A 23,155-nucleotide genomic window follows, 5' to 3' on the forward strand; every position below is an offset into this window, starting at 1 on the left:
TCGTCTGTCGCCCCAAAGAGGCTGCCCGCTCACGCGCGCAGCCTCTTTGTCAAAGCGGGCATGGTTCACAAGGCCGTGTTTCGCTGACGCAGAAGCTGCGTCACGCTAGAGTTACGCGCAGGCTGATACAGCCCGCCAGATTTTTTTCAAACGCCGCAGGAGAGATTCGCAATGGCTCAGCAGGGCAGTGGTTATCAGGCTCGCTATAAACGCATTCTACTCAAACTTAGCGGCGAGGCCCTGATGGGCTCGGAAGAGTTCGGGATCGACCCCAAGGTCCTGGATCGCATGGCACTGGAAGTCGGCCAACTGGTCGGTATCGGTGTCCAGGTCGGTCTGGTGATCGGCGGTGGCAACCTGTTCCGTGGCGCGGCGCTCAGTGCAGCCGGCATGGATCGGGTCACCGGTGACCACATGGGCATGCTGGCGACCGTGATGAACGGCCTGGCCATGCGCGATGCGCTGGAGCGCGCGAACATCACCGCCATCGTCATGTCGGCCATCTCCATGGTTGGTGTGACCGATCACTACGATCGCCGCAAGGCCATGCGCCACCTGAATTCGAAAGAAGTCGTGATCTTCGCTGCCGGTACCGGCAACCCGTTCTTCACCACCGACTCCGCCGCTTGCCTGCGTGCCATCGAAATCGATGCCGACGTAGTTTTGAAAGCAACCAAGGTCGATGGTGTATACACTGCAGACCCATTCAAAGACCCGCATGCCGAGAAGTTCGATCATCTGACCTACGATGAAGTGCTGGATCGCAAGCTGGGGGTAATGGACCTGACGGCAATTTGCCTGTGCCGCGACCACAAGATGCCGCTGCGCGTCTTCAACATGAACAAGCCCGGCGCCCTGCTGAATATCGTGCATGGTGGCGCTGAAGGAACCCTGATCGAGGAAGTTCAGAAATGATCAACGACATCAAGAAAGATGCCCAGGACCGCATGGGCAAGTCCATCGAGGCCCTTGGCCGCAACCTGGCCGCCATCCGCACCGGCCGTGCCCACCCGAGCATCCTGGACAGCGTCAAGGTGCCGGCCTGGGGTAGCGACATGCCGCTGAACCAGGTGGCCGCGATCACCGTCGAAGATGCCCGTACACTGAAAATCGTCGCTCACGACAAGAACCTCAGCGCCGCCATCGAGAAGGCCATCCTGACCTCCGACCTGGGCCTGAACCCGTCCAGCGCCGGCACCACCATTCGCGTGCCGATGCCGGCCCTGACCGAGGAAACCCGCAAGGGCTACACCAAGCAGGCCAGCGGCGTGGCCGAAGACGCCAAGGTGGCCGTGCGCAACGTACGTCGTGACGCGCTTGCCGACCTGAAGAAGCTGACCAAGGACAAGGAAATCAGCGAAGACGAAGAACGTCGCGCGGCTGACGAGATCCAGAAGCTGACCGACAAGTTCGTCGCTGAAATCGACGCTGCCTTCAAAGCCAAGGAAAAGGACCTGTTGGCCGTCTAAGGCCGAGGTTTTTTAATGGAAAAGACCAAGCTGGCGGCACCGTCATCGGTGCCGCGTCACGTCGCGATCATCATGGATGGCAACAATCGCTGGGCGAAGAAGCGCCTGCTGCCCGGCGTAGCCGGGCACAAGGCGGGCGTCGATGCCGTGCGTGCGGTCATCGAAGTCTGCGCCGAGTCCGGGGTCGAGGTGCTGACCCTGTTCGCCTTCTCCAGCGAGAACTGGCAGCGCCCGGCCGAAGAGGTCGGTGCGTTGATGGAGTTGTTCTTCTCGGCATTGCGCCGCGAGGCCAAGCGCCTCAACGACAACAACATCAGCCTGCGCATCATCGGTGACCGCTCGCGCTTCCACCCTGAATTGCAGGCGGCGATGCGCGAAGCCGAGGCGGCCACGGCGGGCAGCAATCGGTTCATCCTGCAGATCGCCGCCAACTACGGCGGCCAGTGGGATATCGCCCAGGCTGCCCAACGCCTGGCGCGGGAAGTCCAGGCCGGGCATCTGCGTCCGGACGATATCACCCCGGATCTATTGCAGACCTGCCTTGCCACCGGTGACCTGCCGCTGCCCGACCTGTGCATCCGCACCGGTGGCGAGCACCGCATCAGCAACTTCCTGCTATGGCAGCTGGCCTATGCCGAGCTGTACTTCTCCGACCTGTTCTGGCCGGACTTCAAACACGAGGCCATGCGCAGCGCGCTGGCCGATTTCGCTTCGCGCCAGCGCCGCTTCGGTAAGACCAGCGAGCAGGTCGAAGCCGGAGCCCGTGCTTAATGCTTAAACAACGCATCATTACCGCGCTGATCCTGTTGCCGATCGCGCTGGGTGGTTTCTTCCTGCTCAACGGCGGGGATTTCGCCCTGTTCATCGGCTTCGTGGTCACCCTGGGGGCTTGGGAGTGGGCACGCCTGGCCGGGCTGATGGCCCAGCCACTGCGCATTGCCTATGCCGCGGTGGTCGCCGGCGCGTTGATGCTGCTCCACTTGATGCCGGATCTTGCGCCCTGGGTGCTGGGTGCCTCGGTGATCTGGTGGGCGCTGGCCACCTGGCTGGTGCTCACCTATCCACGCAGCAACGAGCTGTGGGCCAGCGCCGCCTGCCGCCTGCTGATCGGCCTGCTGGTGCTGCTGCCAGCCTGGCAGGGCTTGGTGTTGCTCAAGCACTGGCCGCAAGGTAACTGGCTGATCCTGGCGGTCATGGTGCTGGTCTGGGCCGCCGATATCGGCGCCTATTTCTCGGGGCGTGCCTTCGGCAAGCGCAAGCTGGCGCCGCAGGTCAGCCCGGGCAAGAGCTGGGAGGGTGTGTATGGCGGCATGGCGGTCAGCCTGCTGATCACCCTCGCCGTTGCCCTGTACCGCGACTGGAGCATCGGCCAGCTGCTGCTCGGCTTGCTCGGAGCGGTGGTGGTGGTCATGTCCTCGGTGGTCGGTGACCTGACCGAGAGCATGTTCAAGCGCCGTGAGGGTATCAAGGACAGCAGCAACCTGCTGCCCGGTCATGGTGGCGTGCTCGATCGCATCGACAGCCTGACCGCAGCCATTCCGATGTTCGCCGTGCTGCTGTGGGCTGCCGAGTGGGGTGTGATGTGACGAGGCCGCAACGCATTACGGTCCTGGGCGCCACCGGTTCTATCGGTCTCAGTACGCTGGATGTGATCGCTCGACATCCTGACCGCTACCAGGTGTTCGCCCTGAGCGGCTATTCGCGCATCGACGAGCTGCTGGCCCTGTGCCTGCGGCATCGTCCGAGCTTCGCCGTGGTGCCCTCCACCGAGGCGGCCACACGACTGCGTGATGGCTTGGCGTCCAGCGGCTGCAACACCGAAGTGCTCGAGGGCGAGGCGGGGCTGTGCCAGGTCGCGTCCGCCACCGAAGTGGATGCGGTGATGGCGGCCATCGTCGGCGCTGCGGGCCTGCGCCCGACGCTGGCGGCGGTCGAGGCCGGCAAGAAAGTGCTGCTGGCCAACAAGGAGGCCCTGGTGATGTCCGGGGCGCTGTTCATGGAGGCTGTGCGCCGCAGTGGCTCGGTGCTGTTGCCGATCGACAGTGAACACAACGCCATCTTCCAGTGCATGCCCGGCGACTATGCCCGTGGCCTGAACGCGGTGGGCGTGCGCCGCATCCTGCTCACCGCCTCCGGTGGGCCGTTCCGGGAAACCCCGGCGGCCGCGCTCGCGGATGTCACGCCCGAGCAGGCCTGCGCCCACCCCAATTGGTCGATGGGGCGCAAGATCTCGGTCGACTCGGCGAGCATGATGAACAAGGGGCTGGAACTGATCGAGGCCTGCTGGTTGTTCGATGCGAAACCGTCGTTGGTCGAAGTGGTGGTGCATCCGCAGAGTGTCATTCATTCGCTGGTCGACTATGTCGACGGTTCGGTGCTTGCGCAGCTGGGCAACCCCGACATGCGCACGCCGATCGCCAATGCCTTGGCCTGGCCGGAGCGTATCGATTCCGGTGTGGCGCCGCTGGACCTGTTCGCCATCGCGCGTCTGGATTTCCAGGCCCCCGACGAACAGCGCTTCCCATGCCTGCGCTTGGCGCGTCAGGCTGCCGAGGCGGGCAACAGTGCGCCTGCGGTGCTCAATGCCGCCAATGAGATCGCGGTAGACGCGTTCCTGGCACGGCGTATCCGCTTCCCGGAGATCGCGGGTATGATCGAACAGGTGCTTGACCAGGAGCCCGTGGTGCCACTTGCCTCGCTCGACGCGGTGTTCGCCGCCGACCAGCGGGCCCGGGAACTGTCCCGCGAGTGGCTAAGGCGCCATGGCCGCTGAGCGGTAACGGCGGCTGCACTGAACCTCATCCGGAGTATTGGACATGAGTGCGCTCTACATGATTGTCGGCACCCTGGTGGCATTGGGCGTGCTCGTCACTTTCCACGAATTCGGCCACTTCTGGGTGGCGCGGCGCTGCGGGGTCAAGGTCCTGCGCTTCTCGGTGGGCTTCGGTACGCCGTTGCTGCGCTGGCATGATCGCCAGGGTACCGAGTTCGTGGTTGCCGCCATTCCGTTGGGTGGCTACGTCAAGATGCTCGACGAGCGCGAGGGCGAGGTGCCGCCGGCGCTGATCGAGCAGTCGTTCAATCGCAAGTCGGTGCGCCAGCGCATCGCCATCGTCGCCGCCGGCCCGGTCGCCAACTTCCTGCTCGCCATCCTGTTCTTCTGGGTGGTCGCCATGCTTGGCTCGCAGCAGGTGCGGCCAGTGATCGGCGCGATCGAGCCCGGCAGCCTGGCGGCAGTCGCCGGCCTGAACGTTGGCCAGGAGATTGTCTCCATCGATGGTGAGCCGACCAATGGCTGGTCGGCGGTCAACCTGCAACTGGTACGCCGCCTTGGCGAGAGCGGCACCTTGCGCGTAGGCGTGCTCGATGAAGGCGCGACGGCCCCGCAGCAGCGCGATATCCAACTGAGCCACTGGCTCAAGGGCGTCGATGAGCCCGACCCGATCCAGTCGCTGGGGCTGCGCCCGTGGCGTCCGGCAGTCGTGCCGGTACTGGCCGAGATCGACGCGAAGGGGCCGGCCGCGGCCGCCGGGCTACAGGCGGGCGACAAGCTGCTGGCGCTCGATGGCGTGGCCTTGGCCGACTGGCAACAGGTGGTCGATGCGGTGCGGGCCCGCCCTGAGCGTAAGGTGACGCTGCGCATCGAGCGTGATGGTGCACAGCTCGAGGTGCCGGTCACGCTTGCGCGCAAAGGTGAAGGCCAGGCGTCCGGCGGTTATCTCGGTGCTGGCGTGAAGGCCACCGAGTGGCCGGCGCAAATGCTGCGCCAGGTCAGCTATGGGCCGCTGGAGGCCGTGGGGGAGGGGCTCTCGCGAACCTGGAGCATGAGCGTCCTGACCCTTGAATCGCTGAAGAAAATGCTGTTCGGAGAGCTCTCGGTAAAAAACTTGAGCGGACCGATAACCATTGCTAAAGTGGCGGGCGCTTCAGCCCAGTCGGGCATTGGGGATTTCCTGAATTTCCTGGCCTACCTGAGCATAAGCCTGGGGGTTCTGAATTTGCTGCCCATCCCGGTACTGGATGGGGGGCATTTGCTGTTCTACCTGATCGAATGGGCGCGCGGTCGCCCGCTTTCGGATCGGGTGCAAGGTTGGGGGGTCCAGATCGGTATCAGTTTGGTCGTCGGGGTGATGTTGCTCGCCCTGATCAACGATCTGGGTCGACTATAAAAGCTTCGCTCAATCGCGAAAAACCTGCCGCCTCATCGCGGCGGGTTGTTTATTGCCAGTTGGAATAAAAGGACTTCATGAAACGTCTGCTGCTAACTGCGGTCCTCTCCGCACTGATGATCGCTGAAGTTCACGCCGAGTCCTTCACTATCTCCGATATTCGTGTCAACGGCCTGCAGCGGGTTTCCGCCGGCAGCGTGTTCGGCGCCTTGCCGCTGAACGTCGGCGATCAGGTCGACGACCGCCGCCTGGTCGACTCCACTCGCTCGCTGTTCAAGACCGGTTTCTTCCAGGACATCCAGCTGAACCGCGATGGCAACGTGCTGATCATCAATGTGGTCGAGCGCCCGTCGGTTTCCAGTATCGAGATCGAAGGCAACAAGGCGATCAGCACCGAAGACCTGATGAAAGGCCTGAAGCAGTCGGGCCTCGCCGAAGGCGAGATCTTCCAGCGTGCGACGCTCGAAGGCGTGCGTAACGAGCTGCAGCGCCAGTACGTTGCCCAGGGCCGCTATTCGGCCGAAGTCGACGCCGAAGTCGTGCCGCAGCCGCGCAACCGTGTCGGCCTGAAGATCAAGATCAACGAAGGCACCGTGGCGGCGATCCAGCACATCAACGTGGTGGGCAACACGGTCTTCGACGATGAAGAGCTGGGCCAGCTGTTCGAGCTGAAGACCACCAACTGGCTGTCATTCTTCAAGAACGATGACAAGTACGCCCGTGAAAAACTGTCCGGTGACCTCGAGCGCCTGCGCTCCTACTACCTGGACCGCGGCTACATCAACATGGACATCGCGTCCACCCAGGTGTCGATCACCCCGGACAAGAAGCACGTCTACATCACCGTCAACATCAATGAAGGCGAGAAGTACACCGTCCGCGACGTGAAGCTCTCCGGCGATTTGAAAGTCCCGGAAGACCAGGTCAAGTCGCTGCTGCTGGTGCAGCCAGGCCAGGTGTTTTCGCGCAAGGTGATGACCACCAGCTCCGACCTGATCACTCGCCGCCTGGGTAACGAAGGCTACACCTTCGCCAACGTCAACGGCGTGCCACAACCAAATGACCAGGATCACACCGTCGACATCATGTTCGTCGTCGATCCGGGCAAGCGTGCCTACGTCAACCGCATCAACTACCGCGGCAACACCAAGACCGAAGACGAAGTGCTGCGCCGCGAGATGCGCCAGATGGAAGGCGGCTGGGCGTCGACCTATCTGATCGACCAGTCGAAAACCCGTCTCGAGCGCCTGGGCTTCTTCAAGGAAGTCAACGTCGAGACCCCGCCGGTGCCGGGCACCGACGACCAGGTCGACGTCAACTACAGCGTCGAGGAGCAGGCTTCCGGCTCGATCACCGCCAGCGTCGGTTTCGCCCAGAGCGCCGGCCTCATTCTGGGTGGTTCGATCAGCCAGACCAACTTCCTGGGTACCGGTAACAAGGTGTCCATCGGCCTGACCCGTTCGGAATACCAGACCCGCTACAACTTCGGCTTCGTCGACCCCTACTTCACCGCCGACGGCGTCAGCCTGGGCTACAACGCCTTCTACCGCAGCACCGACTACGACGACCTCGATGTCGATGTGGCCAGCTATGCGGTCGACAGCCTCGGTGCCGGCGTCAGCCTCGGCTACCCGATCAGCGAGACTTCGCGCCTGACCTACGGCCTGACCGTGCAGCAGGACAAGCTCAAGACTGGGCGTTACACCGTCGATGAGATTTTCAAGTTCATTCAGGACGAGGGTGATAGCTTCCTGAACTTCAAGGCCTCGATCGGCTGGTCCGAATCGACCCTGAACAAAGGTGTTCTGGCAACCCGTGGCCACTCGCAAAGCCTGACCCTGGAAACCACCGTGCCGGGCAGCGACCTGTCGTTCTACAAACTCGACTACCGCGGCCAGCTGTTCAAGCCAATCAACAACGACTACACCCTGCGCCTGCACACCGAGCTGGGCTATGGTGATGGCTACGGCAGCACTTCGGGCCTGCCGTTCTACGAGAACTACTACGCCGGTGGTTTCAACTCGGTCCGTGGCTTCAAGGACAGCAGCCTCGGCCCACGTAGTACGCCAAGCCGCGGTGCGGCTGTGACCGGTAACCAAGGCACCATCGCCGACCCGGACCAGGATCCGCTGCCGTTCGGTGGCAACGTGCTGGTCCAGGGTGGTGTGGAACTGCTGTTCCCACTGCCGTTCGTCAAGGATCAGCGCTCGCTGCGCACCTCCGTGTTCTGGGACGTGGGTAACGTGTTCGACACCAACTGCGGTAGCAAGCCTGATTGCGCGAAGGTCGGCTTCTCGGACATGGCCAGCTCGGTCGGTCTGGGCGTGACCTGGATCACCGCCTTGGGCCCGTTGAGCTTCAGTTTGGCGATGCCGATCAAGAAGCCGGACGACGCCGATACGCAAGTGTTCCAATTCTCTCTGGGCCAGACCTTCTGAGGTCGGCCCTTGCATAACGACAACGGATTTTCCAGGAGTGCATCGTGCGTAAGTTGACCCAACTGGCCTTCGTGGCCGCGGCGCTGGTCGCCACCCCGGCTTTCGCCGAAATGAAGGTTGCCGTGCTGAACTATCAGATGGCCCTGCTCGAATCCGACGCCGCGAAGAAGTACGCTGTCGACGCCGAGAAGAAGTTCGGTCCGCAACTGACCAAGCTCAAGGGCCTGGAAAGCAGCGCCAAGGGCATCCAGGACCGCCTGATCAAGGGTGGCGACAAGATGCCTCAACCAGAGCGCGAGCGCCTGGAGCTTGAATTCAAGCAAAAAGCCCGTGACTTCCAGTTCCAGTCTAAGGAACTGAACGAAGCCAAGGCCGTTGCCGACCGTGACATGCTCAAGCAGCTCAAACCAAAACTGGATGGCGCTGTCGAGGAAGTGATCAAGAAGGGCGGCTTCGACCTGGTGCTCGAGCGTGGCGCGGTCATCGATGTCAAACCACAGTACGACATCACCCGCCAGGTCATCGAGCGCATGAACCAAGCCCGTTGATATGACCCTGACCATGACGCTCGGCCAGCTGGCCGAAGCCCTCGGGGCGCAACTCAAAGGCCCCGAGGCGCTGCCGATCACCGGGCTGGCCACCTTGCAGGAGGCCGGGCCGGGGCAGCTGAGCTTCCTCGCCAACAAGCAGTACCGCAAGTTCCTGGACGCCAGTGGCGCCAGCGCGGTGCTGCTCAAGGCCGAGGACGCCGAAGGCTTTGCCGGCAACGCGCTGATCGTGGCCGACCCGTATATCGCCTACGCACGCATTTCACACCTGTTCGACCCCAAACCAAAGGCTGTGGCGGGTATTCATCCCAGCGCCGTGGTACATGAGGACGCCCAGGTGGATGCCAGTGCCAGCATCGGCCCGTTCGCGGTGATCGAGCAGGGTGCGCGCATCGGTGCGAACGTGACGGTCGGCGCCCATTGCTTCATCGGCGCTCGTTGCGTCATTGGCGAAGGTGGCTGGCTGGCGCCGCGCGTCACGCTGTACCACGACGTGACCGTCGGCAAGCGCGTGGTTATCCAGTCCGGCGCGGTCATCGGTGGCGAAGGCTTCGGCTTCGCCAACGAAAAGGGCGTGTGGCAGAAGATCGCCCAGATTGGTGGCGTGACGCTCGGCGACGACGTGGAAATCGGCGTCAACACCGCCGTCGACCGTGGCGCGCTGTCCGACACGCGTATCGGCAATGGCGTCAAACTCGACAACCAGATCCAGATCGCCCACAACGTGCAGGTCGGTGACCACACGGCGATGGCGGCCTGCGTCGGCATTTCCGGCAGCACCAAGATCGGCAAGCACTGCATGATCGCTGGTGGCGTCGGCATGGTCGGGCACATCGATGTGTGCGACAACGTATTCGTTTCCGGCATGACCATGGTCACTCGCTCGATCACCGAGCCGGGCGGCTATTCTTCCGGCACGGCCATGCAACCGCTGGCCGAATGGCGCAAGAGCGCCGCGCGTATCCGCCAGCTGGACGAGATGTCGAAACGTCTCGGGCAACTGGAGAAACGTGTCGATACCGTGACCTCAGGTGGCCAGCCGACATCAGAAGGCTGATACCATTTCCTGAGCCAGAGTGAACAGTCGCCAGCCGGCTCCTCTTTGGATCTGCAAAAGGAGCGTGTGGTCAGCACCTGCGCTCCCTATTCTTATTACAGGCTTCCCCCCGAAATGATGGACATCAACGAGATTCGCGAATACCTGCCTCACCGTTACCCGTTCCTGCTGGTGGACCGCGTTACGGACCTGGATTTCGAGGCCCAGAGCATTCGTGCCTACAAGAATGTCAGCATCAACGAGCCGTTCTTCAACGGCCACTTCCCGGCGCATCCGATCATGCCCGGCGTGCTGATCATCGAGGCAATGGCCCAGGCGGCCGGGATTCTCGGCTTCAAGATGCTCGACGCCAAGCCGGCGGACGGCACCCTCTACTACTTCGTCGGCTCCGACAAGCTGCGCTTCCGTCAGCCGGTGCTGCCAGGCGATCAGCTGGTCCTGGAAGCCAAGTTCCTCAGCCGCAAGAGCATGATCTGGAAGTTCGAATGCCGCGCCCTGGTTGACGGCAAGCCCGTCTGCTCGGCCGAGATCACCTGCGCGGAACGCTCCCTATGAATTCGATTGACCCTCGGGCGATCATCGACCCTTCGGCCAAGCTGGCCGCAGGTGTCGAGGTCGGTCCCTGGTCGATCGTAGGCCCCGATGTGGAAATCGGGGAGGGCACCGTCATTGGTCCACACGTGGTGCTCAAGGGGCCGACCCGCATCGGCAAACACAACCGCATCTACCAGTTCAGCTCCATCGGTGAAGACACCCCTGACCTCAAGTACAAGGGTGAAGCGACGCGCCTGGTGATTGGTGACCATAACGTGATCCGCGAGGGTGTCACCATTCACCGCGGCACCGTGCAGGATCGCTCGGAAACCACGCTGGGCGACCACAACCTGATCATGGCCTATGCCCACATCGGCCACGACAGCGTGATCGGCAACCACTGCATCCTGGTCAACAACACCGCGTTGGCCGGCCATGTGCATGTCGGCGACTACGCCATTCTTTCCGGCTACACCCTGGTGCACCAGTACTGCCACATCGGCGCCCACGCCTTCTCAGGCATGGGCACGGCGATCGGCAAGGACGTACCGGCCTACGTTACGGTGTTCGGCAGCCCCGCCGAAGCCCGCAGCATGAACTTCGAAGGCCTGCGCCGTCGTGGTTTCAGCGACGAGGTGCTGCATGCGCTGCGCCGCGCCTACAAGATCGTCTATCGCCAGGGCCTGACCGTCGAAGAGGCGATCAAGGAGCTGGATGAGCTGGTAAGCCAGTTCCCCGAAGTCGACCTGTTCCGCCAGTCGATCATCGATTCCGCCCGCGGCATCACTCGCTGACATGGCTCAGCTCTGTGTTGCACTGGTCGCGGGCGAGGCCAGCGGCGACATCCTCGGTTCCGGCCTGATGCGCGCCATCAAGGCGCGCCATCCCGATGTGCGCTTCATCGGTGTGGGCGGGCCGTTGATGGAAGCCGAAGGCATGACCTCCTACTTCCCCATGGAGCGCCTGGCGGTCATGGGCCTGGTGGAAGTGCTGGGGCGCCTGCGCGAGCTGCTCAAGCGGCGCAAGCTGTTGATCGAGACACTGATCGGCGAAAAGCCTGACGTGTTCATCGGCATCGACGCGCCCGATTTCACCCTCAACATCGAACTCAAGCTGCGTCAGGCCGGAATCAAGACCGTGCATTACGTCAGCCCGTCGGTCTGGGCCTGGCGGCAGAAGCGGGTGCTCAAGATCCGCGAAGGCTGCGACCTGATGCTGACCCTGCTGCCTTTCGAGGCGCGCTTCTATGAAGAGCAGGGCGTGCCGGTGCGTTTCGTTGGGCACCCGCTGGCGGACACCATTCCCCTCGAGGCCGACCGCGCAGCGGCGCGTGCCGAGCTGGGGCTGGCTGACGGGCCGGTGGTCGCGCTGATGCCTGGCAGCCGTGGCGGCGAAGTGGGGCGCCTGGGGGCGTTGTTTCTCGACGCCGCCCAGCGCCTGCGTGAGCTGGTGCCTGGGGTGCGCTTCGTGCTGCCCTGCGCCAACGCCGCGCGTCGCGCCCAGGTCGAGCAGATGCTCGCCGGGCGCGAGCTGCCGCTGACCCTGCTCGACGGCCAGTCGCACCAGGCCCTGGCGGCCTGCGATGCGGTGCTGATCGCCTCCGGTACCGCCACCCTCGAGGCGATGCTGTACAAGCGCCCGATGGTGGTGGCCTACCGCCTCGCGCCGCTGACGTACTGGATCCTCAAGCGCATGGTCAAGAGCCCCTACGTGTCATTGCCCAACCTGCTGGCCCAGCGCCTGCTGGTGCCCGAGCTGTTGCAGGACGCCGCCACCAGCGAGGCCCTGGCCCAGACCGTGGCGCCGCTGGTACAGGACGGTTCGCAACAGACCGACAGCTTTGACCAGATCCACCGAACCCTGCGCCGCGATGCCTCCAACCAGGCGGCTGACGCGGTGCTGGCCCTGTTGAAGGACCGCTGACATGCAGATGGGACTGGATTTCAACCTGGTCGAGGACCTGGTGGCCGGGGTCGATGAAGTGGGCCGTGGCCCGCTGTGCGGCGCGGTGGTCACCGCCGCGGTGATTCTCGACCCGAACCGCCCGATCCTTGGCCTGAACGACTCGAAGAAACTCACCGAAGCCAAACGCGAAGCGCTGTTCGACGAGATCTGTGAGAAGGCGCTGAGCTTCTGCATCGCCCGTGCCGAGGTGGAAGAGATCGACCGCCTGAACATTCTTCAGGCCACCATGCTGGCCATGCAGCGTGCCGTGGAAGGGTTGCACGTCACGCCGAAACTGGCGCTGATCGACGGCAACCGCTGCCCCAAGCTCGCGGTGCCGGCGGCACCAGTGGTCAAGGGTGATTCCCAGGTGCCGGCCATCGCCGCCGCGTCGATCCTGGCCAAGGTTACTCGCGATCGCGAAATGAGCGCCTTCGAGCTGATCTACCCGGGGTATGGAATTGGCGGGCACAAGGGGTACCCAACCCCAGTGCACCTGGAAGCCTTGGCGCGGCTGGGGCCGACGCCGATCCATCGACGCTCGTTCGCGCCGGTGAGGGCGGCTTGGGAGGCCCGTGAGGGGTTCTCCAGCTCGTTGATCTGATCGTATTGATGCCCATCGCGGGGCAAGCCCGCTCCCACGCTCGCTGGTAAAGCGTGGGAGCGGGCTTGCCCCGCGATGCGCTCAAACACCCTCCGCCATTTACGCTACAATCCCGCCCTTGTCGTTCAGCACTGCTACAGGATCCTCCATGTCGGTCTCCTTCGTTCACCTACGCGTGCACTCCGAATTCTCCCTGGTCGACGGCCTGGTGCGGATCAAGCCGCTGGCCAAGGCCTTGGCCGGGATGAACATGCCGGCGGTGGCGATCACCGACCAGAGCAACATGTGCTCGCTGGTGAAGTTCTACAAGACCGCCATGGGCGCCGGCATCAAGCCGATCTGCGGCGCCGACCTGTGGCTGGCCGGCGATGATCCGGACGCGCCGCTGTCGCGCATCTGCTTCCTGGCCATGAACGCCAAGGGTTATCGCAACCTCACCGAGCTGATCTCGCGCGGCTGGACCGACGGCCAGCGCAACGGCCTGGTGATCATCCAGCGCGACTGGATCGCCCCCGCCAGCGAGGGGCTGATCGCCCTGTCGGCGGGCAAGGAAGGCGATATCGGCATGGCCCTGATGAACGGTCGTCAGGACGACGCTCAGGCCTTGCTCGGCGAGTGGATGGGGATGTTCCCCGAGCGCTTCTACGTCGAAGTGCAGCGCACCAACCGCGCCGGTGACGAAGAATACGTGCACGCCGCCGTGGCCTTGGCTGACAAGCTCGGTGCTCCGCTGGTGGCGACCAACGACGTGCGCTTCGTCAAGCAGTCGGACTTCGACGCCCACGAGACCCGCGTGTGCATCGGTGAGGGCTGGACCCTCGACGATCCGCGTCGCCCGCGTGGCTACAGCGACCAGCAGTACCTCAAGTCCGCCGAAGAGATGGCCGAGCTGTTCAGCGACCTGCCGGACGCCATCGCCAACACCGTGGAAATCGCCAAGCGCTGCAACATCACCGTGCAGCTGGGCAAGTACTTCCTCCCCGACTTCCCCACGCCCAATGGCATGGGCATCGACGACTACCTGCGCCATGTTTCCCACGAAGGCCTGGAAGAGCGCCTGGCGGTGCTGTGGCCGAAAGACACCACGCCCAACTACGAAGAAAAGCGCCAGGTCTATCTCGATCGTCTGAAGTTCGAGCTGGACATCATCATTCAGATGGGCTTCCCCGGTTACTTCCTGATCGTTATGGACTTCATCAAGTGGGCCAAGAACAACGACGTGCCGGTGGGCCCGGGCCGTGGTTCGGGTGCCGGCTCGCTGGTGGCCTATGTGCTGAAGATCACCGACCTCGACCCGCTGGCCTACGACCTGCTGTTCGAACGTTTCCTAAACCCTGAACGTATTTCCATGCCCGACTTCGACGTCGACTTCTGCATGGATGGCCGCGACCGGGTAATCGACTATGTGGCCGAGGCTTACGGGCGTAACGCGGTCAGCCAGATCATCACCTTCGGTACCATGGCCGCCAAGGCGGTGGTGCGCGACGTGGCGCGGGTACAGGGCAAGTCCTACGGCCTGGCCGACCGCCTGTCGAAGATGATCCCCTTCGAAGTGGGCATGACCCTGGAGAAGGCCTACGAGCAGGAAGAAATCCTGCGCGACTTCCTCAAGAGCGACGAGGATGGCCGAGAAATCTGGGACATGGCCCTCAAGCTCGAGGGCGTTACCCGCGGTACCGGCAAGCACGCCGGTGGCGTGGTGATCGCGCCGACCAAGCTCACTGACTTCTCGCCGATCGCCTGTGATGAAGAGGGCGGCGGCCTGGTGACCCAGTTCGACAAGGACGACGTCGAGGCTGCGGGCCTGGTGAAGTTCGACTTCCTCGGCCTGCGTACCCTGACCATCATCAAGTGGGCGATGGAAATCATCAATCGCGAGCAGAAAAAGAAAGACCTGCCCGACGTCAACATTGACTTCATCCCACTGGATGACCGCAAGACCTACGAGCTACTGCAGAAGGCCGAGACCACCGCGGTGTTCCAGCTCGAATCCCGCGGCATGAAGGAGCTGATCAAGAAACTCAAGCCCGACTGCCTGGAAGACCTGATCGCACTGGTGGCGTTGTTCCGTCCGGGCCCGCTGCAGTCGGGCATGGTGGATGACTTCATCAACCGCAAGCACGGCCGCGCCGAGCTGGCCTATCCGCACGCCGACTACCAGTACGAAGGCCTCAAGCCGGTACTGGCACCGACCTACGGCATCATCCTGTATCAAGAGCAGGTGATGCAGATCGCCCAGGTGATGGCCGGCTACACCCTGGGTGGCGCCGACATGCTGCGTCGAGCCATGGGTAAGAAAAAGCCCGAGGAGATGGCCAAGCAGCGCGGTGGTTTCATCGAGGGTTGCGTTGGCAACAACATCGATGCGGACCTGGCCGGTAACATCTTCGACCTGGTAGAAAAATTCGCCGGCTACGGCTTCAACAAATCCCACTCCGCCGCCTATGGCCTGGTGTCCTACCAGACCGCTTGGTTGAAAACCCACTACCCGGCGCCGTTCATGGCCGCGGTACTGTCGGCGGACATGCACAACACCGACAAGGTGGTGGTGCTGGTCGAGGAAGTGCGCAGCATGAAGCTGCGCCTCGACGCACCGGACGTGAACTTTTCCGACTTCAAGTTCACCGTCAACAACGACGGGCGCATCGTCTACGGCCTGGGTGCGATCAAGGGCGTGGGCGAGGGGCCGGTGGAGGCGATCGTCGAGGCCCGCGCGCAAGGCGGCCCGTTCAAGGACCTGTTCGACTTCTGCGCGCGCATCGACCTCAAACGGGTCAACAAACGCACTCTCGATGCGCTGATCCGCAGTGGTGCGCTGGACCGCCTGGGCCCGCACTTCCATGACGAGATCAAGGCCTACCAGGCCAACATCGACCGCAACCGCGCCACCTTGCTGTCAGCGCTGGGCGAGGCCGTCAAGGCCGCCGAGCAGGCCGCGCATACCGCCGACAGTGGTCACGTCGACTTGTTCGGCGGGATGTTCGACGCCGCCGATGCGGATGTCTACGCCAACCACCGCAAGGTGCGCGAACTGACGCTCAAAGAGCGCCTCAAGGGCGAAAAGGATACCCTCGGCCTGTACCTCACCGGCCACCCGATCGACGAGTACGAGACCGAGATCCGCCGCTTCGCCCGTCAGCGCATCGTCGACCTCAAGCCGGCGCGCGACACCCAGACCATCGCCGGCATGATCATTGCCCTGCGGGTGATGAAGAACAAGAAGGGCGACAAGATGGGCTTCGTCACCCTCGACGACCGTTCCGGGCGCATTGAGGCCTCGCTGTTCGCCGACGCCTTCATGGCCGCCCAGGCCCTGCTGCAGACCGACGCCATGGTGGTGGTGGAAGGGGAGGTGAGCAACGATGACTTCTCCGGCGGCCTGCGCCTGCGGGTCAAGACGGTGATGACCATGGAGGATGCGCGGACCAAGCTGGCCGAGAGCCTGCGCTTGAAGATCGCCCACGATGCGCTCAAGGGCGACCGCCTGAACTGGCTGGGTGAGCTGATCACCCGACACCGCGGTGGCTGCCCGATCACCCTCGAGTACACCGGCAGCGACGCAAAAGCGATGCTGCAATTCGGCGACCAGTGGTGCATCGACCCGGCCGATGGCCTGATTCAGGCGCTGCGTGACCAGTTCGGGCGTGAGAACGTCTTCCTGCAATACCGTTGAAACGACGTATTTTAATCTCGACCTTCATGCGCCTGATCCCTTAAGGTAGGGCGCCACACGGATCAACCGGCCGGCCGCCTGGCCGTAGACCCAAGACGGAAGCCTATGAACCCGAATTTCCTCGATTTCGAACAGCCGATTGCCGACCTGCAAGCCAAGATCGAAGAGCTGCGCCTGGTGGGCAACGACAACTCGCTGAACATCAGCGATGAAATTGCCCGTCTGCAGGACAAGAGCAGCACCCTGACCGAGAGCATCTTCGGCAACCTGACCAGCTGGCAGATCGCCCGCATGGCGCGTCACCCACGCCGCCCGTACACCCTCGACTACATCGACCACATCTTCACCGAGTTCGAAGAGCTGCACGGCGACCGTCACTTCGCCGACGACGCCGCGATCGTCGGTGGCACCGCACGTCTGAACGACAAGCCGGTGATGGTCATCGGCCACCAGAAAGGCCGCGAAGTGCGCGAGAAAGTACGCCGCAACTTCGGCATGCCGCGACCTGAAGGCTACCGCAAGGCTTGCCGCCTGATGGAAATGGCCGAGCGCTTCAAGATGCCGATCCTGACCTTCATCGATACCCCAGGTGCCTACCCTGGCATCGACGCCGAGGAGCGCAACCAGAGCGAAGCCATCGCCTGGAACCTGCGCGTCATGGCGCGCCTGAAGACCCCGATCATCGCCACCGTAATTGGTGAGGGTGGTTCCGGCGGCGCACTGGCCATCGGTGTGTGCGACCAGCTGAACATGCTGCAGTACTCCACCTACTCGGTGATCTCGCCCGAAGGCTGCGCCTCGATCCTGTGGAAGACCGCCGACAAGGCCGCCGACGCCGCCGAGGCCATGGGCATCACCGCCGAGCGCCTGAAGAGCCTGAACATCGTCGACAAGGTCATCCAGGAGCCGCTGGGCGGCGCCCACCGTGACCCGGCCAAGATGTCCGCGAGCATCCGCGCCGACCTGATCGAACAGCTGGACATGCTCGGCAAGCTCGACAACGACGCGCTGCTCAAGCGCCGTTACGATCGCCTGATGAGCTACGGTCTCTGATCGGTACGGGGCCGCTCTGCGCCCCTTCGCGGGCAAGCCCGCTCCCACAGGTACAGCGCTGCTATTGAGGGTTGCGCCGTCAATGTGGGAGCGGGCTTGCCCGCGAAGGGGCGCATAGCGCACCCGGCAACCCCGAGCCCTGTGAGGCCCTGATGCTCAACCTCACCCCCTGGCTTTCAGCCCCCGCCTGGTACATCGCCTTCTCCGGCGGCCTCGACTCCACCGTCCTCCTGCACCTGCTGGCCGACTACGCCCGCAACTACCCCGCGCCGCCGCTGCGTGCCGTCCATGTGCATCATGGTCTGCAAGTTGCCGCCGATGCATGGCCAGCCCACTGCAAGACCGTCTGTGATGCCCTGGGCATCGAACTCGACGTTATTCATGTTCAGGCAGCCCCGGGTGCCAGTCTTGAGCAGACTGCCCGCAATGCCCGTTACACCGCGTTCGAAAAGCTGCTTGCCCCAGGCGCGGTAATGTTCACCGGCCAGCACCGCGACGACCAGGCCGAGACCCTGCTGTTTCGTCTGCTGCGCGGCGCCGGCCTGCGTGGGCTGACGGCGATGCCCGTTGCCAGGGCGCTGGGGCAGGGCAGCCTGGTGCGGCCGCTGCTGAAACTGTCGCGCCAGCAATTGCACACCTACGCCATCAGCCATGGGCTGGTGTGGGTCGAGGATCCGTCCAACGCCGACACCGCTTTCGCCCGCAACTTCCTGCGTGGCAAAGTCTTCCCACTGCTGCATGAGCGCTGGCCACAGGCCGAAGGCAACCTGGCGCGCAGCGCCGAACACCTGGGCGAGGCACTGGGGCTGCTGGATGAACTGGCTGCCGATGACCTTGAAGCGGCCTGCGGCAATGCGCCGCTGCCTTGGCTCGGGCTGGACTCCCTCGACCTTGCGGCCCTCGCCATGCTGTCGCCGGCGCGCCAGCGCAACGCCTTGCAGTACTGGCTCAGCCAGCGCTCCCGGTTGCCCGACAGCCGTCATTGGGCGGGCTGGCACGACCTGCGTGACGCGGCGCCCGATGCCTGCCCAGTGTGGCGCCTGACCGATGGCGAACTGCATCGCAGCCACGGACGCCTCTGGTGGTTGAGCGGGGCATGGCTAGGCAAGGTGCCTGCCGGGCTGGCGTGGCCCGACCCTGGCCAGGCGTTTTCCCTGCCTGGCAATGGCCGTGTCTGGCTGACAGGCGGCCAGGGCGGCGCTGACTTGCGCATTACCTATCGCCGTGGCGGTGAAGTTATCCAGGTGCCCGGCCGTGGCCGACGCGATCTCAAACGCCTGCTCAACGAAGCACAGGTCCCGCACTTCGTGCGCCCGCGCCTGCCGCTGCTGTGGCGCGGCGATCAGCTGGTCGCGGTGGCCAATCTGCATGGGCTCGGGCAGGCGGATTGCCAGCTGCACTGGCAGCCACCAACCTGCGTGCAAGGTTTGAGCTGAAGGGTACATTCGGGTAGACTACCCTCCCTTCTTGATACAGCTTCTGTGGGTTCCTCGAAAACACAGCAGTTGCCGATTACCAAGCAGTTTTTTGCTGGGCTGATTCTTAAAATGACGAGCGAGCTCCAAACCGGGGATACCCCTGGTCTGTACAGACGCGGCAGTTGTTCGAGATGCACTGTGATTGACGCAGGTGATCGGGGGCTTCGGCCTTCCTTCGCTTTCTCCGGCGGCGCATGCCGCCTTAACGCAGACTTCTAGGGTTTTTCATGACGCGCTACATATTCGTCACGGGCGGTGTTGTTTCTTCATTGGGGAAAGGCATTGCCTCGGCTTCCCTGGCGGCCATCCTGGAAGCGCGGGGCCTGAAGGTCACCATGCTCAAGCTGGACCCGTACATCAACGTCGACCCGGGCACCATGAGCCCGTTCCAGCACGGTGAAGTGTTCGTCACCCACGACGGCGCCGAGACCGACCTCGACCTGGGCCACTACGAGCGGTTCATCCGCACCACGATGACCCAGAACAACAACTTCACCACCGGCCGCATCTACGAGCACGTGCTGCGTAAAGAGCGCCGTGGCGACTACCTGGGCGCGACCATCCAGGTCATCCCGCACATCACCGACGAAATCAAGCGCCGCATCATCAAGGGTGCCGGCGACGCCGACGTCGCGCTGGTCGAGATCGGCGGCACCGTGGGTGACATCGAGTCGCAGCCGTTCCTCGAGGCGATCCGCCAGCTGCGCGTCGAAGTAGGCTCCAAGCGCGCCATGCTGATGCACCTCACACTGGTGCCGTACATCGCCACCGCCGGCGAAACCAAGACCAAGCCGACCCAGCACTCGGTGAAAGAGCTGCGTTCCATCGGCCTGCAGCCGGATGTGCTGATCTGCCGCTCCGACCACCCGGTCGATGCTTCGTCGCGTCGCAAGATCGCGCTGTTCACCAACGTTGAAGAGCGTGCGGTGATCTCGCTGGAAGACGTCGACACCATCTACAAGATCCCTGGCGTGCTGCACGCTCAAGGCCTGGACGACTTCGTCGTCGAGCGCTTCGGCCTGCAGTGCAACAGCGCCGACCTGTCCGAGTGGGACAAGGTGGTGGACGCCAAGCTCAACCCTGAGCAGGAAGTGACCATCGCCATGGTCGGCAAGTACATGGAGCTGCTGGACGCGTACAAGTCGCTGATCGAAGCGATGAGCCACGCCGGCATCACCAACCGCACCAAGGTCAACCTGCGTTACATCGATTCCGAAGACATCGAGAACCAGGGCACCAGCCTGCTCGAAGGCGCCGACGCGATTCTGGTACCAGGCGGTTTCGGCCTGCGTGGCGTGGAAGGCAAGATCACCGCGGTGCAGTACGCCCGTGAGAACAAAGTCCCGTACCTGGGCATCTGCCTGGGCATGCAAGTGGCCGTGATCGAGTTCGCCCGTAACGTGATGGGCTGGAAAGACGCCAACTCCACCGAATTCGACCGCAACAGCGGCCACCCGGTTGTTGGTTTGATCACCGAGTGGGCCGACGCCACCGGCGCGGTCGAGACCCGTACCGAAGCGTCCGACCTGGGCGGCACCATGCGCCTGGGCGCACAGGACTGCCAGCTGGCAGCGGGCTCCAAGGTGCACGACTGCTACGGCAAGGATGTGATCACCGAGCGTCACCGCCACCGCTACGAAGTGAACAACAACCTGCTGCCACAGCTGGTTGAAGCCGGCCTGCAGGTTTCCGGCCGCTCCGAAGACGGTGCGCTGGTCGAAGTGGTCGAGTCGAAGGACCACCCATGGTTCGTCGCCTGCCAGTTCCACCCGGAGTTCACCTCGACGCCACGTGACGGCCACCCGCTGTTCAGCGGTTTCGTCAAGGCAGCCCTGGCACAGAAGAACAAGGCCTGATCCATGACTCAGAAGATCATTCGCGTCGGTAACATCGAGATCGCCAACGACAAGCCGTTCGTCCTGTTCGGCGGCATGAACGTCCTGGAGTCCCGTGACCTGGCCCTGAAGGTCTGCGAGGAGTACGTGCGGGTGACCGAGAAGCTCGGTATCCCGTACGTGTTCAAGGCCAGCTTCGACAAGGCCAACCGTTCGTCGGTCACCTCGTACCGCGGCCCAGGCATGGAAGAAGGCCTGAAGATCTTCGAAGAGATCAAGCGCACCTTCAACGTGCCGGTGATCACCGATGTGCACGAACCCTACCAGTGCGAACCGGTGGCCAAGGTGTGCGACATCATCCAGTTGCCGGCCTTCCTGTCGCGCCAGACCGACCTGGTGGTGGCGATGGCCAAGACCGGTGCGGTGATCAACATCAAGAAGGCGCAGTTCCTCGCGCCTCACGAGATGAAGCACATCCTCGCCAAGTGCGTCGAGGCCGGTAACGATCAACTCATCCTCTGCGAGCGTGGTTCGAGCTTCGGCTACAACAACCTGGTGGTGGACATGCTCGGCTTCGGCATCATGAAGCAGTTCGAGTACCCGGTGTTCTTCGACGTCACCCACTCGCTGCAGACGCCAGGCGGCCGTGCCGACTCTGCTGGTGGCCGCCGTGCACAGGTTACCGACCTGGCCAAGGCCGGCATGAGCCAGGGTTTGGCGGGGCTGTTCCTCGAAGCCCATCCTGATCCAGACAACGCCAAGTGCGACGGCCCCTGTGCCCTGCGCCTGGACAAGCTGGAGCCGTTCCTCGCCCAGCTCAAGCAACTGGACGACCTGGTGAAAAGTTTTCCGACGGTAGAAACCGCGTAAAGCTCATTTCTCGGGTAAAGTACCGCCCGTTCCAACCCCTGACCTATCGGTCAGGGGCTCCCTTCGCCAGGCCTGCCCGTGCCATGTCGCCTGGTGAACGGCAAGAATTCCCAAAAGTTGCGTTAGTTTCGTCAATTCTGGAGTGCTTACAACAATGGCAAAGATCGTCGACATCAAAGGTCGTGAAGTTCTCGATTCGCGTGGCAACCCTACCGTGGAAGCCGATGTGCTGCTCGACAACGGCATCATCGGCAGCGCCTGCGCGCCGTCCGGTGCTTCCACTGGCTCGCGCGAAGCGCTGGAGCTGCGTGATGGCGACAAGAGCCGTTACCTGGGCAAGGGCGTGCTGAAAGCCGTCGGCAACATCAACGGCCCGATCCGCGACCTGCTGCTGGGCAAGGATCCATCCGACCAGAAAGCCCTGGACCGCGCCATGATCGAACTGGACGGTACCGAGAACAAGGCCAAGCTGGGCGCCAATGCCATCCTGGCCGTCTCGCTCGCTGCCGCCAAGGCCGCCGCCCAGGACCAGGACCTGCCGCTGTACGCGCACATCGCCAACCTCAACGGCACCCCGGGCCAGTACTCCATGCCGGTTCCGATGATGAACATCATCAACGGCGGCGAGCACGCCGACAACAACGTCGACATCCAGGAGTTCATGGTTCAGCCGGTTGGCGCCAAGACCTTCTCCGACGGCCTGCGCATGGGCACCGAGATCTTCCACCACCTCAAGGCCGTGCTGAAGGCCCGTGGCCTGAACACCGCCGTTGGTGACGAAGGTGGCTTCGCCCCGAACCTGGCTTCCAACGAAGACGCTCTGGCCGCCATCGCCGAAGCCGTCGAGAAGGCCGGCTACAAGCTGGGCACCGACGTGACCCTGGCCCTGGACTGCGCTGCCTCGGAATTCTACGAAGACGGCAAGTACAACCTGTCTGGTGAAGGCAAGTCGTTCGACGCCGAAGGTTTCGCCGAGTACCTCAAAGGCCTGACCGAGCGCTTCCCGATCATCTCGATCGAAGACGGCCTGGACGAGTCTGACTGGGCTGGCTGGAAGATCCTCACCGACAAGATCGGCAAGAACGTCCAGCTGGTGGGCGACGACCTGTTCGTCACCAACACCAAGATCCTCAAGGAAGGCATCGAGAAGGGCATCGGTAACTCGATCCTGATCAAGTTCAACCAGATCGGCTCGCTGACCGAAACCCTGGAAGCCATCCAGATGGCCAAGGCTGCCGGCTACACCGCGGTGATCTCGCACCGTTCCGGTGAAACCGAAGACTCGACCATCGCCGACCTGGCCGTGGGTACCGCTGCCGGCCAGATCAAGACCGGCTCGCTGTGCCGTTCCGACCGCGTCAGCAAGTACAACCAGCTGCTGCGCATCGAAGAGCAACTGGGCGCCAAGGCCGTTTACCGCGGCCGTGCCGAGTTTCGCGGCTGAGCAAGAGATGGTAAAAAGGCAGCAGCCGGGGCAGCCTGA

At 63.3% G+C, this 23,155-nt stretch carries 19 protein-coding genes; all 19 read left to right on the plus strand.

Annotated features, from left to right (window positions below; genetic code table 11):
* Positions 1 to 171 precede the first annotated feature (171 nt).
* Complete coding sequence (gene pyrH / locus IX761_RS13430) at positions 172 to 915, plus strand: UMP kinase (protein ID WP_010224848.1); 744 nt, start codon at positions 172 to 174, stop codon at positions 913 to 915.
* Complete coding sequence (gene frr, locus IX761_RS13435; RefSeq protein ID WP_194790070.1) at positions 912 to 1,469, plus strand: ribosome recycling factor; 558 nt, start codon at positions 912 to 914, stop codon at positions 1,467 to 1,469. The genes pyrH and frr overlap by 4 nt, the downstream gene beginning before the upstream one ends.
* Before the next feature lie 15 nt (positions 1,470 to 1,484).
* Positions 1,485 to 2,240 (plus strand): polyprenyl diphosphate synthase, encoded by a 756-nt coding sequence (uppS, locus tag IX761_RS13440; protein WP_194790071.1) that lies wholly within the window; start codon positions 1,485 to 1,487, stop codon positions 2,238 to 2,240.
* On the plus strand, positions 2,240 to 3,055 hold the full coding sequence (locus tag IX761_RS13445; protein WP_194790072.1) for a phosphatidate cytidylyltransferase: 816 nt from the start codon (positions 2,240 to 2,242) through the stop codon (positions 3,053 to 3,055). Before uppS ends, IX761_RS13445 begins: the two co-directional genes overlap by 1 nt.
* On the plus strand, positions 3,052 to 4,242 hold the full coding sequence (ispC, locus tag IX761_RS13450) for a 1-deoxy-D-xylulose-5-phosphate reductoisomerase (protein WP_194790073.1): 1,191 nt from the start codon (positions 3,052 to 3,054) through the stop codon (positions 4,240 to 4,242). The genes IX761_RS13445 and ispC overlap by 4 nt, the downstream gene beginning before the upstream one ends.
* 43 nt (positions 4,243 to 4,285) lie before the next feature.
* Entirely contained in the window at positions 4,286 to 5,638 is a 1,353-nt protein-coding gene (gene rseP / locus IX761_RS13455) for a sigma E protease regulator RseP (RefSeq protein WP_194790074.1), read from the plus strand.
* Positions 5,639 to 5,715: 77 nt separating this feature from the next.
* Positions 5,716 to 8,076 carry an outer membrane protein assembly factor BamA gene (gene bamA, locus IX761_RS13460; RefSeq protein WP_194790075.1) on the plus strand — a complete coding sequence of 787 codons (2,361 nt, stop codon included), beginning with the start codon at positions 5,716 to 5,718 and terminating at the stop codon, positions 8,074 to 8,076.
* 44 nt (positions 8,077 to 8,120) lie between these two features.
* A complete protein-coding gene (locus IX761_RS13465; RefSeq protein ID WP_028690669.1) occupies positions 8,121 to 8,624 on the plus strand; it encodes an OmpH family outer membrane protein in 504 nt (167 codons plus the stop codon).
* Between the two features lies 1 nt (position 8,625).
* On the plus strand, positions 8,626 to 9,681 hold the full coding sequence (gene lpxD / locus IX761_RS13470; RefSeq protein WP_194790076.1) for a UDP-3-O-(3-hydroxymyristoyl)glucosamine N-acyltransferase: 1,056 nt from the start codon (positions 8,626 to 8,628) through the stop codon (positions 9,679 to 9,681).
* 114 nt (positions 9,682 to 9,795) lie between these two features.
* Positions 9,796 to 10,236 carry a 3-hydroxyacyl-ACP dehydratase FabZ gene (gene fabZ, locus IX761_RS13475; RefSeq protein ID WP_003252314.1) on the plus strand — a complete coding sequence of 147 codons (441 nt, stop codon included), beginning with the start codon at positions 9,796 to 9,798 and terminating at the stop codon, positions 10,234 to 10,236.
* Complete coding sequence (lpxA, locus tag IX761_RS13480) at positions 10,233 to 11,009, plus strand: acyl-ACP--UDP-N-acetylglucosamine O-acyltransferase (protein ID WP_194790077.1); 777 nt, start codon at positions 10,233 to 10,235, stop codon at positions 11,007 to 11,009. Before fabZ ends, lpxA begins: the two co-directional genes overlap by 4 nt.
* Before the next feature lies 1 nt (position 11,010).
* Positions 11,011 to 12,138 carry a lipid-A-disaccharide synthase gene (gene lpxB / locus IX761_RS13485; RefSeq protein ID WP_194790078.1) on the plus strand — a complete coding sequence of 376 codons (1,128 nt, stop codon included), beginning with the start codon at positions 11,011 to 11,013 and terminating at the stop codon, positions 12,136 to 12,138.
* 1 nt (position 12,139) lies between these two features.
* Positions 12,140 to 12,763, plus strand: a complete 624-nt coding sequence (gene rnhB / locus IX761_RS13490; protein WP_194790079.1) for a ribonuclease HII — start codon at positions 12,140 to 12,142, stop codon at positions 12,761 to 12,763.
* A 148-nt stretch (positions 12,764 to 12,911) separates the two neighbouring features.
* Complete coding sequence (gene dnaE / locus IX761_RS13495; RefSeq protein ID WP_194790080.1) at positions 12,912 to 16,436, plus strand: DNA polymerase III subunit alpha; 3,525 nt, start codon at positions 12,912 to 12,914, stop codon at positions 16,434 to 16,436.
* 105 nt (positions 16,437 to 16,541) lie between these two features.
* The gene (locus IX761_RS13500) at positions 16,542 to 17,489 is read left to right on the plus strand and encodes an acetyl-CoA carboxylase carboxyltransferase subunit alpha (RefSeq protein ID WP_194790081.1); all 948 of its coding nucleotides are present in this window, start codon (positions 16,542 to 16,544) and stop codon (positions 17,487 to 17,489) included.
* A gap of 152 nt (positions 17,490 to 17,641) precedes the next feature.
* Positions 17,642 to 18,925, plus strand: a complete 1,284-nt coding sequence (tilS, locus tag IX761_RS13505) for a tRNA lysidine(34) synthetase TilS (protein ID WP_194790082.1) — start codon at positions 17,642 to 17,644, stop codon at positions 18,923 to 18,925.
* 269 nt (positions 18,926 to 19,194) lie between these two features.
* Positions 19,195 to 20,823: a CTP synthase gene (locus IX761_RS13510; protein WP_194790083.1), complete on the plus strand. Its 1,629-nt coding sequence runs from the start codon at positions 19,195 to 19,197 to the stop codon at positions 20,821 to 20,823.
* 3 nt (positions 20,824 to 20,826) lie between these two features.
* Entirely contained in the window at positions 20,827 to 21,672 is an 846-nt protein-coding gene (kdsA, locus tag IX761_RS13515) for a 3-deoxy-8-phosphooctulonate synthase (protein ID WP_194790084.1), read from the plus strand.
* 154 nt (positions 21,673 to 21,826) lie between these two features.
* Positions 21,827 to 23,116 (plus strand): phosphopyruvate hydratase, encoded by a 1,290-nt coding sequence (gene eno / locus IX761_RS13520; RefSeq protein ID WP_194790085.1) that lies wholly within the window; start codon positions 21,827 to 21,829, stop codon positions 23,114 to 23,116.
* Positions 23,117 to 23,155: the final 39 nt, after the last annotated feature.

The organism is Pseudomonas sp. UFMG81 (genome assembly GCF_015354575.1).
Lineage (GTDB): Bacteria > Pseudomonadota > Gammaproteobacteria > Pseudomonadales > Pseudomonadaceae > Aquipseudomonas.